Source organism: Streptomyces sp. NPDC002018 (assembly GCF_042890865.1).
Taxonomy (GTDB): domain Bacteria; phylum Actinomycetota; class Actinomycetes; order Streptomycetales; family Streptomycetaceae; genus Streptomyces.
The window spans coordinates 134,754-149,213 of the sequence record NZ_JBIASO010000012.1 but is presented as its reverse complement, the minus strand read 5'-3'; the positions used below and the strand labels follow the sequence as shown (position 1 = coordinate 149,213).

Genomic DNA, 14,460 nt, shown 5'->3' with positions numbered 1-14,460 from the left:
CCCACCGGCCCGCGCTACCGGCTCGCGTCACCGGCCCGTGCCGTCGCCGGTGCGGAGACCGTCGCCGGGGCGGCCGTCTCGGTCAGCCGCCCCCCGGCGAGCCGCAGCCAGCGCTCCACCTTGATCTCCGCGAGGAACCGTTCGTCGTGGCTGACCACCACGAAGGCTCCTTCGAAGGCGTTGAGCGCGCTCTCCAACTGCCCGACGCCGACGAGGTCGAGGTTGTTGGTCGGTTCGTCCAGCAGCAGGAGCTGGGGCGCCGGTTCCGCGTACAGCACGCAGGCCAGCGTGGCCCGCAGGCGCTCGCCCCCGGACAGCGCACCGACCGGCAGATGGACACGGGCCCCGCGGAAGAGGAAACGGGCGAGCAGGTTCATCCGCTGCGCCTGCGGCATCCCGGGCGCGAACGCGGCCAGGTTCTCCGCCACGGTGCGGTCGAGGTCCAGCAGGTCCAGGCGCTGGGAGAGATAGGCGACGCGGCCGGCGGCCCGCCTCGTGGAGTCGCCCCCCGGCTCCGGATCGCCGTTGACCATACGGAGCAGGCTGGACTTTCCGGCGCCGTTGGGACCGGTCAGGGCGATCCGCTCGGGTCCCTGGACCGTCAGGTCCACGCCCTCGCCCGCGAAGAGGGGCCGCTCGCCGTAGTGGATCTGCATCCGCTCGCCGAGGAAGACCGTGCGCCCGGCCGGGACGTTGGTGCTCGGCAGTTCCAGGGTGATGCTCTGCTCCTCGCGCAGAGCGCGGCCCGCCTCGTCGAGCCGGTCCCTGGCCTCGTCGACCCGGGCCGTGTGTGTCTGACGCGCCTTGCCCGCCGCCTCCTGGGCACCGCGTTTCATCGTCCCGGCGAAGATCTTCGGCAGGCCGGCGTCCTTGAGATTGCGGGCGGCGTTGCCCGCCCTGCGCTCGGCCCGCTCACGGGCCTGCTGCATCTCCCGCTTCTCCCGCCTGAGCTCCTGCTCGGCGTTGCGGACATTCCTCTCCGCGACCTCCCGCGCGGCGCGTACGGCCTCCTGGTACTCCGTGAAGTTCCCGCCGTGGAAGCGCATCTGGTCCCGGTCGAGTTCGGCGATGCGGTCCATGCGGTCGAGCAGCGCGCGGTCATGGCTGACCAGCAGCAGACAGCCGCGCCAGTCGTCCAGTACGTCGTACAGCCGGTGCCGCGCGTCGAGGTCGAGGTTGTTGGTCGGTTCGTCGAGGAGCAGGACGTCGGGCCGCTTCAGGAGCTGTGCCGCGAGGCCGAGGGAGACGATCTGTCCCCCGCTGAGGGTGTGCAGGGGCCGGGTGAGGGAGATGTCCCCCAGGCCGAGCCGGTCGAGCTGGGCACGGGTGCGCTCCTCGATGTCCCAGTCGTCGCCGACCGTGGTGAAGTGCTCCTCGCCGGTGTCCCCGGACTCGATCGCGTCCAGGGCCCGGATGACGGGCGCGATGCCCAGGACCTCGGCCACGGACAGTTCGCCGGTCAGGGGGAGGTTCTGCGGGAGATGGCCGAGCACCCCCTGGACCGACACGCTTCCGTGCCGGGGCCGGCTCAGGCCCGCGATCAGCTTCAGCAGGGTGCTCTTCCCGGCTCCGTTCGGCGCGACCAGCCCGGTGCGGCCGCCGCCGACGGTGAAGGACAGATCCTCGAAGACCGGAACGTCGTCGGGCCAGGAGAAGGAGAGGTTCGAGCAGACAATGAACGCGTCGGACATGCGAGAGACCTCGTGTGTGACACGGGAACGCCGAAGGCGCCGCCCGGGGGAGGAAGGGGGTCGGGGAACGACAAAACGAGCCACGGCGACGCTCTCCGCGTCTGTGCCGGTGGCCGTCACTTCCGGGTATCACCCGGAGATGTCGTCGTCACCCGCCATATCGGTCTCCCTCGTCTCCACTTGGTCGCCGTCAACCCTAGCAGCCACCGCTTTCCGCATTGACGCTGCTGTTTGTTTATGATTAATTATGTTTGCTTCTGTTGGGTGATGTGGATGGCGTGGGTGAGAGGCAACCGATGAAGAAGACGGTGACGCGGCTCGCCGACGGCCGTGAGCTGGTCTACTACGACTCCCGGGACGACGTCGTACGCGACGCTGTCGACCGGCGCCCCCTCGGCCCTGTCGCCACCGCCTCCGAGATCCGTCACGATCCGCTGCTCGGTGACTCGGTCGCCATCGCCTCGCACCGCCAGGCCCGTACGTACCACCCGCCGGCCGACGAGTGCCCGCTGTGCCCCTCGCGGGAGGGCAGGCTCAGCGAGATCCCGGACTCCGACTACGAGGTCGCCGTCTTCGAGAACCGCTTCCCCTCCCTCGCGGGGGACTCCGGCCGCTGCGAGGTCGTCTGCTTCACCGCCGACCACGACACCTCGTTCGCCGGTCTGACCGTGGAGCGGGCCGCCCTGGTGCTGGCGGCCTGGACCGACCGCACCGCGGAGCTGGCCGCGCTGCCGCAGGTCGAGCAGGTCTTCGCGTTCGAGAACCGGGGCGTGGAGATCGGGGTGACGCTCGGCCATCCGCACGGACAGATCTACGCGTACCCGTTCGTCACCCCGCGCTCCACGCTGATGCTCCGCTCGGCGCGCGAGCACCGGGCCGCCACCGGCCGCAACCTCTTCGACGATCTCGTCGAGCGCGAGCGGACCGACGGCGGCCGGGTCGTCCTGACGGGCGAGCACTGGGTCGCGTTCGTGCCCTACGCCGCGCACTGGCCGTACGAGGTGCACCTCTATCCCACCCGCAGGGTCCCCGATCTGCGGGCGCTCGACGACGCCGCGCGCGCGGAGTTCCCCCAGATCTATCTGGAACTCCTGAAGCGCTTCGACCGGATCTTCGGTGAGGGGGAACCGCCGACGCCCTATGTCGCCGCCTGGCACCAGGCGCCGTTCCGGGCCGACGGGCGGGACGACTTCGCGCTCCACCTCGAGCTTTTCACCGTTCGCCGCACTTCCGGCAAGCTGAAGTTCCTCGCGGGTTCCGAATCCGGCATGAGTGTGTTCATCAACGACGTGCCGCCGGAGGCCGCGGCCGAGCGACTGCGAGAGGTAGCGAGCGAGTGAACAAGAAGTACCTGGTCACGGGCGGTGCGGGATATGTGGGCAGCGTGGTCGCCGCACATCTGCTGGCGGCCGGGCACGAGGTGACCGTGCTGGACGACCTCTCCACCGGCTTCCGGGAAGGGGTCCCGGCCGGTGCCTCGTTCATCGAGGGCCGGATCCAGGACTCGGCCAGGTGGCTGGACTCCTCGTACGACGCGGTGCTGCACTTCGCCGCGTCCTCGCAGGTCGGCGAGTCGGTCGCCAAGCCCGAGAAGTACTGGGACAACAACGTCGGCGGCTCCATGGCGCTGCTCGCCGCGATGCGCTCCGCCGGGGTACGCAAGCTGGTCTTCTCCTCCACCGCCGCGACCTACGGGGAGCCGGTCTCCACCCCCATCACCGAGTCCGACCCGACCGCCCCGACCAGCCCCTACGGCGCGACGAAGCTCGCCGTCGACCATATGATCGGCGGGGAGTGCGCGGCGCACGGTCTCGCGGCCGTCTCCCTGCGCTACTTCAATGTCGCGGGCGCCTACGGCGACTGCGGTGAGCGCCACGACCCCGAGTCGCACCTCATCCCGCTCGTCCTCCAGGTCGCGCTGGGCCGGCGTGCGGCGATCTCCGTCTTCGGTGAGGACTATCCGACGCCGGACGGCACCTGCGTACGCGACTACATCCATGTCGCGGACCTCGCCGAGGCCCATCTGCGCGCGCTCGACGCGGCCGTCGAGGGCGAGCATCTGATCTGCAACCTCGGCAACGGCAACGGGTTCTCGGTCCGCGAGGTCATCGAGACCGTGCGCAAGGTCACCGGGCACCCGATCCCCGAGGTCGTGGCCGCGCGCCGGGGCGGCGACCCCGCCGTCCTGGTCGCCTCCGCCGAGGCGGCGCACGACCGGCTGGGCTGGACCCCGAGCCGCGCCGATCTGGCGGGCATCGTCGCGGACGCGTGGGCGTTCGCGCGCCGCGGAGAGCCCCAGGAGTGAGCGACACCGGGAGGTGACCGGGCCCGGGACGGGCGCGGGAGCGCGTGCCGAGCGCGCGCCCCGCGCCCGTCCCGGGCCCGCCCGCCGTCCGTTCCATGAGCGGTCCCACGAGTGAGGGACCCGGCAGTGAGGGAGACCCAGCAGTGAGCGAGAGCGGCACCGTCGCCGAGGAGTTCCGGCAGCTCTACGGAGCCGGCCCCGAGGGTGTGTGGGCGGCCCCGGGCCGGGTGAATCTGATCGGTGAGTACACCGACTTCAACGACGGTTTCGTGATGCCGCTGGCCCTGCCGCACCGCGCGGTGGCGGCGGTGTCCCGCCGTACCGACCAGGTCCTGCGGCTGCACTCCGCGGAGGTCCCCGAGGGCGTGGTCCAGCTCGACATCACCGCTCTCGAACCGGGCTCGGGCACCGGCTGGGCCGCCTACCCCGCCGGTGTCGTCTGGGCCCTGCGGGCGGCCGGCCACCCGGTGACCGGCGCCGATGTCCATCTCTCCTCGACCGTGCCGACCGGAGCGGGGCTGTCGTCCTCGGCCGCGCTGGAGGTCGTGGTCGCGCTCGCCCTGAACGATCTCCACGGCCTCGGCCTGACACCACCCGAACTGGCGGTCCTCGCGCAGCGCGCCGAGAACGCCTTCGTGGGGGTGCCCTGCGGGATCATGGACCAGATGGCCTCGGCGTGCTGCACCGAGGGGCACGCGCTGTATCTGGACACCCGCGATCTCTCCCAGCGCCAGGTGCCGTTCGATCTCGCGGCCCAGGGACTGCGGCTGCTGGTCGTCGACACCCGGGTCAAGCACGCGCTCGGCGACGGCGCGTACGCCGAGCGGCGCGCCGGGTGCGAGACGGGCGCGCGGGCGCTCGGGGTGCGCGCGCTGCGCGACATCCCGTACGGGGAACTGCCCGCGGCGCTCGGCCGGCTGGCCGGACAGGGGGAGGAGGTCCGCCGCTATGTCCGGCATGTGGTGAGCGACGACCACCGTGTCGAGCGGACCATCGCGCTGCTGGACGCGGGTGACCTCCGCGCGGTCGGGCCCGTCCTGGTCGAGGGCCATGCCTCGCTCCGCGACGATCTGCGGGTCTCCTGCCCGGAACTCGACCTGGTGGTCTCCACGGCCATGGCGTCCGGCGCGCTGGGCGCCCGTATGACCGGCGGCGGCTTCGGCGGTTCCGCGATCGTCCTGGTCGAGGAGTCCGACGCGGAGGCGGTCACGAAGTCGGTCGAGGAGGCCTTCGCCGCGGCGGGCCTCACGGCCCCGCGCGTCTTCCCGGCCGTCCCGTCCGGCGGCGCGCACCGGGTGCGCTGAGCACCGGGTGCGCCGACGGCGAAGGACGGGGCGCGGGTCCCGGACGCCTTGGGCGCGGCTACGACGGGCGGCGACCGGGGCTGCGATGGGGGCTGCGATGGGGGCGGTGCGGTGCGGGGCGGTGCGGTGCGGGGCGGTGCGGGGCGGTGCGATGCCGGGCGACGGCGCCGGCCCCCCGGCTGCCTGACTGCCCGGCCGCCTGGCCGCCCTTCGGTTTCCCGGTCTCCCCGTGACCCAGGAGAACCAGGAGACGCACCCCGAACGGCCGGGCCGACGAGTTCTGCGAAATTCCTTCCGCTCCGGGCCCGCGCCCGTACGCTGATGCACAGCACCGGTGGGGGCCGGTGCTGATCAGGGGTGGAGTCACGACGGGTACGACGCCCGGAGCGGGATGGCGGTCATCACACGGCGGCGGCCGTGCCACTGACGTACCTCCGCGCACCGGGCGCCGTGCCCGCGCTGTCCGCTCCCCGCCTTCAGGGGGTGTCCATTGGTACGTATCCGGGTTCTGGTGGTGGACGACCACCGTATCTTCGCCGAATCGCTCGCCGCCGCGCTCGCGGCCGAGCCCGATGTGGATGTCGCGGCGGCGGGCAGTGGTCCCGCCGCGCTGCGCTGTCTGGATCGGGGGGCGGCCGAAGGGCGAAGATTCGATGTGATGCTCGTCGACGCCGACCTCGGCACGGTCGCGGGAGCGGCCGGAAGCACGGCGGTGGGACCGGTTCAGGTGCCGGTCGCGCGCGCCGTGCCCGACCACGGCGAGGTGGTGCCGGTCGACGGCATCTCGCTGGTCGCCGGAGTCCGTTCCGGCCAGCCGTCCGTCCGTACGGTCGTGCTCGCCGAGAAGGACGACCCGCACCGCGCCGCGCTCGCCCTCCAGGCGGGCGCGTCCGGCTGGGTCGCGAAGGACTGCTCGCTGCAACGGCTGCTCGCCGTGATGCGGGGTGTCCTGCGGGACGAGACGCATCTGCCGCCCGCCCTGCTCACGGGCGTGCTGCGGGAGCTGACCGCCGCGCGCAAGCACCGCACGGAGAGCGAGCGGCTGGTCGAGTCGCTCACACCGCGCGAGCGTGAGGTGCTGCGCTGCATGGTCGCGGGTCTGGGGCGCAAGGCCGTCGCCGAGCGGCTCTTCCTCTCGCCGCACACCGTGCGCACGCATATGCAGAACGTGCTGGGGAAGCTGGGCGTGCACTCGACGCTGGCCGCCGTGGCACTGGCGCGCCGGGCCGGTGTGGGTCCGGTGAGCCTGGCGGCCGAGCCCGTCACGTCGACGGGCTGACCGCGGGCCGGACGGGCGGGGCACCGCCCGTCCGGCCCATGGCTCTGCAACGTCGGATGCCGGTGACGGCGGGTGCGGGTGCCGGTGACGGCCGGTGCGGATGCGGGTGCGCTGTCAGGGCACGCGAGCCCGCCACGATCGGAACGAGCGGCCCTAGGGCCGCTCGTTTGGATCTTGCTGGGCTCGCGTGCCCCGGCACCGCGCCTCGCCGCGTTGTCGTCAGTCGCCTACGCTCCGCGTGGGCTCCCTCCTCCGCCTTGCGATCCACGGCACCGGACCCCGCTCCCTGACCCAGCCAGATCCAAACGAAAGACCCTAGCCGGGGACGTTGTCGAACGGCGCGGTCAACTGGCGCAGCAGCCCGGCCAGTTCGGCGCGCTGGGCGCGGGACAGTTCGCCCAGGATCGCGCGTTCCTGGGCCAGCAGCCCGGCGAGCGCCTGGTCCGCGCGGTCGCGCCCCTCGGCGGTCAGCCGGACGAGCACCCCGCGCCGGTCGCTGGGGTCGGGCAGCCGCTCCACCAGGCCCTTCTTCGCCAGCCGGTCGATACGGTTCGTCATCGTGCCCGAGGTGACCAGGGTCTGGGTCAGCAACTGGCCGGGGGAGAGCTGATACGGGTCCCCCGCGCGCCGCAGCGAGGTCAGTACGTCGAACTCCCACGGCTCCAGAGCGTGCTCCGAGAACGCGATCCGGCGCGCGCGGTCGAGATGGCGGGCCAGCCTGCTGACACGGCTGAGGACCTCGAGCGGTTCCACGTCGAGGTCGGGGCGCTCTCGGCGCCATGCCGTCACCAGTCGGTCGACCTCGTCCTCCATGGCGATCAGTGTAGAGGGTCCCTCGACATGAAGTCTCTTGACGTCAAGATATGTCGCGGTGCAGGCTGGGAGCGAACCGCCGGGGGCCGCTCCGGCAGGCCGTCCCACACCCGCGATGGGGGCTCGACCATGCACTCCGCACCGTCCGTACCGACCTGGGACCCGGCCCAGTACCTCCGGCACGCCGGCTTGCGCGGCCGCCCGTTCCTGGACCTGCTCGCCCGTGTGCCCGAACCGCCCGCCGGGGACGGCGGCCCCGTGATGCCCGGGTCCGGCCCGGCCGCACCTCTCAGGATCGCCGACCTCGGGTGCGGCCCCGGCAATGTCACCGCGCTGATCGCGGACCGCTGGCCGGCCGCCCGGATCACCGGCTTCGACAACTCGCGGGAGATGCTCGACCGGGCCGGGAAGGAGTACGCGGGCCCCACCGCCGGCGGCGGGGCGCTGGACTTCCGGGCCGCCGACCTCACCCGCTGGACGCCCGGCGAACCGTACGGCCTGATCCTCTCCAACGCCGCCCTCCAGTGGGTCCCCGGCCACGCCGACCTCTTCGCGGGGTGGCTCGACGGGCTCGTCCCGGGCGGCACCTTCGCCTTCCAGGTCCCCGGCAACTTCGGCTCGCCCAGCCATACGCTCCTCGACGGACTGCGCGAGTCCCCGCGCTGGCGCGCCCGGCTGGCCGGCCCCGACCGGCCCGTCAACACCGTCCTGGATCCCGCCGGCTATCTCGCGCGCCTCATGGACCTCGGCTGTACGGCGGACGTCTGGGAGACCACCTATGTCCAGCGGCTCACCGGCGAGGACCCGGTCCTCGACTGGGTGAAGGGAACGGCGCTGCGGCCCGTCCTCACCGCGCTCGCGGGCGACCCGGAGGCGACGGAGGAGTTCCTCGGCGAGTACCGCGACCTGCTCCGCACGGCCTACCCGCCGGGCCCGCACGGCACGCTCTTCCCGTTCCGCCGTATCTTCGCGGTCGCCCGCAAGGAGCCCTGAGGCCCGAGACGACCCGGGTCCGGCGGCGGGGCCCGGCCCGGGGTCTGTCCGGGATCCGGGCCCCGCCGGGGTGTCCGTTCGCACGGTCAGGTCTTGTCCTACGGTCAGGTCTTGCGGTGGCCTATCAGGCGGGGCTTCGGCTCCAGGCCCTCCAGCCCGTGCCAGGCCAGATTCACCAGATGCGCGGCGACCTCGGCCTTCTTCGGACGGCGCGTGTCCACCCACCACTGGCCGGTCAGCGCCACCATGCCCACCAGCGCCTGCGCGTACAGCGGCGCCAGCTTCGGATCGAAGCCGCGGGCCTTGAACTCCATGCCGAGAATGTCCTCGACCTGGGTGGCGATATCGCTGATCAGTGACGCGAACGTGCCCGTGGACTGCGCGACCGGGGAGTCACGGACCAGGATGCGGAAGCCGTCCGTATACGTCTCGATATAATCGAGCAGCGCGAACGCGGCCTGTTCCAGCAGCTCACGAGGGTGCCCGGCGGTCAGCGCGCTGGTCACCATGTCCAGGAGCTGACGCATCTCGCGGTCCACGACCACCGCGTACAGCCCCTCCTTGCCGCCGAAGTGCTCGTAGACGACCGGCTTGGAGACCCCGGCCTTCGCCGCGATCTCCTCCACCGACGTGGCCTCGAAGCCCTTCTCGGCGAAGACCGTACGGCCGATGTCCAGCAGCTGCTCGCGGCGCTCCGCCCCGGTCATCCGGACCCTGCGGGCGCGCCGGCTCCCCGTGGTCCGGCCCTTCTCGGGGCTGCCCTGCTTGCTGGTACTGCCGTCGATCGCCACGGTGCCCATCATGCCTTGGCGGGTGCGCTCTTGCGCCGGGAGTCCAGCCGCGATGCGCTGGGCCAGCGCACGTCCGACGCCCAGCCCAGCAGCTCGAACCAGCGGATGATCCTGGCGCTGGAGTCGAGCTGGCCCCTGAGCACCCCGTGCCGCGCGCTCGTCGGGTCCGCGTGGTGCAGGTTGTGCCACGACTCGCCGCAGGAGAGGACCGCGAGCCACCACACATTGCCCGAGCGGTCCCGGGACTTGAACGGACGCTTGCCGACCGCGTGACAGATCGAGTTGATCGACCAGGTGACATGGTGCAGCAGCGCCACCCGAACCAGTGAACCCCAGAAGAACGCCGTGAAGGCGCCCCACCAGGACATCGTCACCAGACCGCCGACCAGCGGCGGAATCGCCAGCGAGACGACCGTCCACAGCGCGAACTGCCGGGAGACCGCGCGAATGGCCGGGTCCTTGATCAGATCCGGCGCGTACTTGTGCTGTGGTGTCTGCTCCTCGTCGAACAGCCAGCCGATATGCGCCCACCACAGTCCCTTGATCAGGGCCGGCAGCGTCTCACCGAACCGCCACGGCGAATGCGGGTCGCCCTCGGCGTCCGAGAACCTGTGGTGCTTGCGGTGGTCCGCCACCCAGCGGACCAGCGGGCCCTCCACGGCGAGCGACCCCGCCACGGCGAGCGCGATCCGCAGCGGGCGCTTCGCCTTGAAGGAGCCATGCGTGAAGTAACGGTGATAGCCGATCGTGACGCCATGGCAGCCGATGTAGTACATGACCACCATCAGGCCCAGATCGAGCCAGCTCACCCCTCCCCACATCCAGGCCAGCGGCACCGCCGCGAGCAGGGCGAGAAAGGGGATGACGATGAAGAGCAGCAGAGCGAACTGCTCCACGGAGCCCTTGCTGTCCCCGCCGAGCGTGGCGGAGGGAAGCGGAGCGGAGCCGGCCGGGTGGGGAGGGAGGGAGGAGTCTTCGATCACATCGGGGGGTGTGGTCATTGGGGTCCCCTGGGGTGAGGAATGGGGCAGAAGCCTGGATACGGGTGCGTAACCTACGGCATCGTAAGTATGGCAGTGCCGAACGCCGCGACAAGAGGCCTGTGGATAACACGAAGCGAAGGACACCTATCCTTGTGGTCGTCGGACAGCGCGGTCCGCGAACTCTCCAGAACCCTCCAGACGTGCTCAAACACTGCAAGGAGCCGCACCTGTGAGCAGTGCCGACCAGACCCCATCCGCCAGCGCGGAGCTGCGCTCAGACATCCGCCGTCTAGGTGACCTGCTGGGCGAGACCCTCGTACGGCAGGAAGGCCCCGAACTACTCGACCTCGTCGAGCGTGTACGCGCGTTGACGCGCGAGAACGGCGAGGCCGCCGCCGAACTCCTCGGCGACACAGACCTGGAGACCGCGGCCAAACTGGTGCGCGCCTTCTCCACCTACTTCCATCTCGCCAACGTCACCGAACAGGTGCACCGGGGCCGGGAGATGCGCGAACGGCGCGCGGCCGAGGGCGGGCTGCTGGCCCGTACCGCCGACCGGCTGAAGGACGCCGACCCCGAGCATCTGCGCGAGACCGTCAAGAACCTCAACGTCCGGCCCGTGTTCACCGCGCACCCCACCGAGGCCGCGCGCCGCTCCGTACTGAACAAGCTCCGCCGGGTGGCCGAACTGCTGGAGGCACCGGTCATCGCCTCCGACCGGCGCCGCCACGATCTGCGGCTCGCCGAGTCCATCGACCTGATCTGGCAGACCGACGAACTCCGCGTCGTACGGCCCGAGCCGGTCGACGAGGCGCGCAACGCCATCTACTACCTGGACGAACTCCACGTCGGCGCCGTCGGGGACGTCCTGGAGGACCTCGTCGCCGAGCTGGAACGGGTCGGCGTGGAGATGCCCCAGGGCACCCGGCCGCTCACCTTCGGCACCTGGATCGGCGGCGACCGCGACGGCAACCCCAACGTCACCCCCCAGGTCACCCGCGAGGTGCTGATCCTCCAGCACGAGCACGGCATCACCGACGCGCTCGAACTGATCGACCAGCTCCGCGGCCAGCTCTCCAACTCCATCCGCTACACCGGCGCCACGGAGGAACTGCTCACCTCCCTGCGGACCGACCTGGAGAACCTCCCCGAGATCAGCCCCCGCTACAAGCGGCTCAACGCCGAGGAGCCGTACCGCCTCAAGGCGACCTGCATCCGCCAGAAGCTCGTCAACACCCGCGAGCGCCTCGCCAAGGGCACCCCGCACCACGACGGCCGCGACTACCTCGGCACCGCCGAACTGCTCGACGACCTCACCCTCATCCAGACCTCCCTGCGCGAGCACCGCGGCGGACTCTTCGCCGACGGCCGCATGGACCGTACGATCCGTACGCTCGCCGCCTTCGGCCTCCAGCTCGCCACCATGGACGTACGCGAACACGCGGACGCCCACCACCACGCCCTCGGCCAGCTCTTCGACCGGCTCGGCGAGGAGTCCTGGCGCTACAGCGACATGCCGCGCGACTACCGGCAGAAGCTGCTCGCCAAGGAACTGCGCTCCCGCCGCCCCCTCGCGCCCACCCCGGCCCCCCTCGACGCCGCCGGCCAGAAGACCCTCGGCGTCTTCCACACCGTCAAGGAGGCCTTCGAACGCTTCGGCCCGGAGGTCATCGAGTCGTACATCATCTCCATGTGCCAGGGCGCCGACGACGTCTTCGCGGCGGCCGTGCTCGCACGCGAGGCCGGACTGATCGACCTGCACGGCGGCTGGGCGAAGATCGGCATCGTGCCGCTGCTGGAGACCACCGACGAGCTGCGCGCCGCCGACGTCATCCTCGACGAGATGCTCGCCGACCCCTCCTACCGCAGGCTCGTCTCGCTGCGCGGCGACGTCCAGGAGGTCATGCTCGGCTACTCCGACTCCTCCAAGTTCGGCGGCATCACCACCTCCCAGTGGGAGATCCACCGCGCCCAGCGGCGGCTGCGCGACGTCGCCCACCGCCATGGCGTACGGCTGCGGCTCTTCCACGGCCGCGGTGGCACCGTCGGCCGCGGCGGCGGCCCCTCGCACGACGCGATCCTCGCCCAGCCCTGGGGCACGCTGGAGGGTGAGATCAAGGTGACCGAGCAGGGCGAGGTCATCTCCGACAAGTATCTGATCCCCTCCCTCGCCAGGGAGAACCTGGAACTGACCGTCGCCGCCACCCTCCAGGCCTCGGCGCTGCACACCGCGCCGCGCCAGTCCGGCGAGGCACTGGCCCGCTGGGACGCGGCGATGGACACCGTCTCGGACGCCGCGCACGCCGCGTACCGCGGACTCGTCGAGGACCCCGACCTGCCCGCGTACTTCTTCGCCTCCACCCCCGTCGACCAGCTCGCCGACCTCCACCTCGGCTCCCGTCCCTCCCGGCGGCCCGACTCGGGCGCCGGGCTCGACGGACTGCGCGCCATCCCCTGGGTCTTCGGCTGGACCCAGTCACGGCAGATCGTGCCCGGCTGGTTCGGCGTCGGCTCCGGACTGAAGGCACTGCGCGAGGCAGGGCCCGCCACCGTGCTCGACGAGATGTACGAGCAGTGGCACTTCTTCCGGAACTTCCTCGCCAACGTCGAGATGACCCTCGCCAAGACGGATCTGCGGATCGCCCGCCACTATGTGGACACGCTGGTGCCGGACGAGCTGAAGCACGTCTTCGCGGACATCGAGGAGGAGCACCGGCTCACCGTGCGGGAGGTGCTGCGGATCACCGGCGGCGAGAAGCTGCTCGACTCCAACCCGGTGCTCCAGCAGACCTTCGCGATCCGGGACGCCTATCTCGACCCGATCTCCTACCTCCAGGTCTCGCTGCTGGCACGCCAGCGCGCGGCGGCCGAGCGCCAGGAGACCCCGGACCCGCTGCTCGCGCGGGCGCTGCTGCTGACGGTCAACGGGGTCGCGGCGGGCCTGCGCAACACCGGCTGACCGCAGCCCCGCCCCCGCGTACCAGAGCGCCCCGCCCCGGGAATTCGCCGTCCCCGGGCGGGGCGCTTTCGTATGCGCGGTGCGTACAGGGCGGTGCGTACAGCGCGTCGCGTGCGCGGCGGCGCGGACGCGGTGGCGCGGACGCGGTGGCGCGGACGATCCGTGGCCGGCCGCGGACGCGGGGCGGTCAGAGCGCGAAGAAGGCGGCCAGCATCAGCGCCCCGCCCGCCACCGCCGCCGCCCAGGCCGTCCGCGTCAGCCGCATCCCGCCCCCGACGACCAGGGAAGCCAGCAGCAGCGCCCCGCCGAGCGGGATCCACGCGTACAGCAGACCCGGCGTGCCCGTCCGCACCAGTTCGTCCGTGTCGGGCTTCACCACCACCGGGAACCGTCCGCCCTTCTTCACGGCGACCGACTCCTCGATCCTCATCCCGGCACGCGGCCCCTGCGGCCCGTCCGGGTCATAGGGCCCGGTGCAGCTCTGGTCCGCGCAGCTCGTCACCGTCAGCGTGCCGTGCTCACGGCCCGTGGCCAGCACCACATGCTGGGCCGAGCCCCAGGACGCCCAGACACCCGCGACCAGGAGCAGCACGGCCACACAGGCCATCGCCGCCTGACGGCCGAACGACAGCACGCGGTCGGAATTGCTCCGCTTCCCCTTCATAGGGCGGGATCTTTGGCCATGGGTACGCGCCTGGTCAACTTCCGTCCGGGGATCGACGGGGAATGCGGCGGTTGTCAGGAGTTGTACGTGCTCTGTGCGCGCTCCAGCCCCTCCAGCACCAGCGCCTCCACCGCGTCCGCCGCCCGGTCGACGAGGTAGTCCAGCTCCTTGCGCTCCACCGACGAGAAGTCCTTCAGCACGAAGTCCGCCACCTGCATCCGCCCCGGCGGCCTGCCGATCCCGAACCGCACCCGGTGATAGCCGGGACCCATCGCCTTCGTCATCGACTTCAGCCCGTTGTGGCCGTTGTCCCCGCCGCCCAGCTTCAGCCGCAGCGTGCCGTAGTCGATGTCCAGCTCGTCATGGACCGCGACGATCCGCTCCGTCGGCACCTTGTAGAAGTCACGCAGCCCGACGACCGGGCCGCCGGAGAGATTCATGTACGAGGTGGGCTTGGCCAGCACCACCCGGCGGCTCGCGGGACCCGGCGGGCCGATCCGGCCCTCGACCACCGTGGCCTGCGCCTTCTGCGCCCGCCGGTACGAGCCGCCGATACGGGCCGCCAGCAGATCGGCCACCATGAACCCGACATTGTGCCGGTTGGCCGCATAGCCGGGACCCGGGTTCCCCAGTCCCACGACCAGCCAGGGGGCGTTGGCATCTGTCGTCATCCGCGCT

General features: G+C 71.6%; 12 protein-coding genes. 6 read left to right on the top strand and 6 right to left on the bottom strand.

Annotated features, from left to right (window positions below; translation table 11 throughout):
- Positions 1–14 precede the first annotated feature (14 nt).
- On the bottom strand, positions 15–1,691 hold the full coding sequence (locus ACFYYH_RS21270; RefSeq protein WP_388553183.1) for an ABC-F family ATP-binding cassette domain-containing protein: 1,677 nt from the start codon (positions 1,689–1,691) through the stop codon (positions 15–17).
- Between the two features lie 296 nt (positions 1,692–1,987).
- Between ACFYYH_RS21270 and galT the strand changes: the two genes are divergently transcribed.
- The 4 genes from galT (at position 1,988) to ACFYYH_RS21250 (ending at position 6,579) form a co-directional block, all read left to right on the top strand.
- Complete coding sequence (gene galT / locus ACFYYH_RS21265; protein WP_388553180.1) at positions 1,988–3,031, top strand: galactose-1-phosphate uridylyltransferase; 1,044 nt, start codon at positions 1,988–1,990, stop codon at positions 3,029–3,031.
- Positions 3,028–3,996, top strand: a complete 969-nt coding sequence (gene galE / locus ACFYYH_RS21260) for a UDP-glucose 4-epimerase GalE (RefSeq protein WP_388553177.1) — start codon at positions 3,028–3,030, stop codon at positions 3,994–3,996. The genes galT and galE overlap by 4 nt, the downstream gene beginning before the upstream one ends.
- A gap of 95 nt (positions 3,997–4,091) precedes the next feature.
- Positions 4,092–5,300 (top strand): galactokinase, encoded by a 1,209-nt coding sequence (galK, locus tag ACFYYH_RS21255; protein WP_388553174.1) that lies wholly within the window; start codon positions 4,092–4,094, stop codon positions 5,298–5,300.
- A 490-nt stretch (positions 5,301–5,790) separates the two neighbouring features.
- Positions 5,791–6,579, top strand: a complete 789-nt coding sequence (locus tag ACFYYH_RS21250; protein WP_388553171.1) for a LuxR C-terminal-related transcriptional regulator — start codon at positions 5,791–5,793, stop codon at positions 6,577–6,579.
- Between the two features lie 315 nt (positions 6,580–6,894).
- Here the strand turns inward: ACFYYH_RS21250 and ACFYYH_RS21245 are convergent, their stop codons facing one another.
- Positions 6,895–7,392: a MarR family winged helix-turn-helix transcriptional regulator gene (locus ACFYYH_RS21245; protein WP_388553167.1), complete on the bottom strand. Its 498-nt coding sequence runs from the start codon at positions 7,390–7,392 to the stop codon at positions 6,895–6,897.
- Between the two features lie 129 nt (positions 7,393–7,521).
- On the opposite strand from ACFYYH_RS21245, the gene ACFYYH_RS21240 reads away from it, so the two are divergent.
- A complete protein-coding gene (locus ACFYYH_RS21240) occupies positions 7,522–8,385 on the top strand; it encodes a trans-aconitate 2-methyltransferase (RefSeq protein ID WP_388553164.1) in 864 nt (287 codons plus the stop codon).
- A gap of 104 nt (positions 8,386–8,489) precedes the next feature.
- Here the strand turns inward: ACFYYH_RS21240 and ACFYYH_RS21235 are convergent, their stop codons facing one another.
- Both ACFYYH_RS21235 and ACFYYH_RS21230 read right to left on the bottom strand, forming a co-directional pair.
- Positions 8,490–9,188 (bottom strand): TetR family transcriptional regulator, encoded by a 699-nt coding sequence (locus tag ACFYYH_RS21235; RefSeq protein ID WP_388553162.1) that lies wholly within the window; start codon positions 9,186–9,188, stop codon positions 8,490–8,492.
- Positions 9,185–10,177, bottom strand: coding sequence for an acyl-CoA desaturase (locus tag ACFYYH_RS21230; RefSeq protein ID WP_388553159.1), 993 nt, complete (start codon positions 10,175–10,177; stop codon positions 9,185–9,187). The genes ACFYYH_RS21235 and ACFYYH_RS21230 overlap by 4 nt, the downstream gene beginning before the upstream one ends.
- A gap of 211 nt (positions 10,178–10,388) precedes the next feature.
- Here ACFYYH_RS21230 and ppc point away from each other — a divergent pair, with 211 nt between their 5' ends.
- Entirely contained in the window at positions 10,389–13,118 is a 2,730-nt protein-coding gene (ppc, locus tag ACFYYH_RS21225; RefSeq protein WP_388553156.1) for a phosphoenolpyruvate carboxylase, read from the top strand.
- A 187-nt stretch (positions 13,119–13,305) separates the two neighbouring features.
- Here the strand turns inward: ppc and ACFYYH_RS21220 are convergent, their stop codons facing one another.
- Positions 13,306–13,782, bottom strand: coding sequence for a hypothetical protein (locus tag ACFYYH_RS21220; protein ID WP_388553153.1), 477 nt, complete (start codon positions 13,780–13,782; stop codon positions 13,306–13,308).
- Positions 13,783–13,856: 74 nt separating this feature from the next.
- Positions 13,857–14,453 carry an aminoacyl-tRNA hydrolase gene (pth, locus tag ACFYYH_RS21215; protein WP_388553150.1) on the bottom strand — a complete coding sequence of 199 codons (597 nt, stop codon included), beginning with the start codon at positions 14,451–14,453 and terminating at the stop codon, positions 13,857–13,859.
- Positions 14,454–14,460: the final 7 nt, after the last annotated feature.

Bases quoted from the DNA above. Each gene is read 5' to 3' on its own strand.
- ACFYYH_RS21270 (WP_388553183.1), bottom strand. From the start codon at position 1,691: ATGTCCGACGCGTTCATTGTCTGCTCGAACCTCTCCTTCTCCTGGCCC.
- ACFYYH_RS21235 (WP_388553162.1), bottom strand. From the start codon at position 9,188: ATGATGGGCACCGTGGCGATCGACGGCAGTACCAGCAAGCAGGGCAGC.
- galK (WP_388553174.1), top strand. From the start codon at position 4,092: ATGAGCGGTCCCACGAGTGAGGGACCCGGCAGTGAGGGAGACCCAGCA.
- pth (WP_388553150.1), bottom strand. From the start codon at position 14,453: ATGACGACAGATGCCAACGCCCCCTGGCTGGTCGTGGGACTGGGGAAC.
- galT (WP_388553180.1), top strand. From the start codon at position 1,988: ATGAAGAAGACGGTGACGCGGCTCGCCGACGGCCGTGAGCTGGTCTAC.
- ACFYYH_RS21240 (WP_388553164.1), top strand. From the start codon at position 7,522: ATGCACTCCGCACCGTCCGTACCGACCTGGGACCCGGCCCAGTACCTC.
- ACFYYH_RS21230 (WP_388553159.1), bottom strand. From the start codon at position 10,177: ATGACCACACCCCCCGATGTGATCGAAGACTCCTCCCTCCCTCCCCAC.
- ACFYYH_RS21245 (WP_388553167.1), bottom strand. From the start codon at position 7,392: ATGGAGGACGAGGTCGACCGACTGGTGACGGCATGGCGCCGAGAGCGC.
- ACFYYH_RS21220 (WP_388553153.1), bottom strand. From the start codon at position 13,782: ATGAAGGGGAAGCGGAGCAATTCCGACCGCGTGCTGTCGTTCGGCCGT.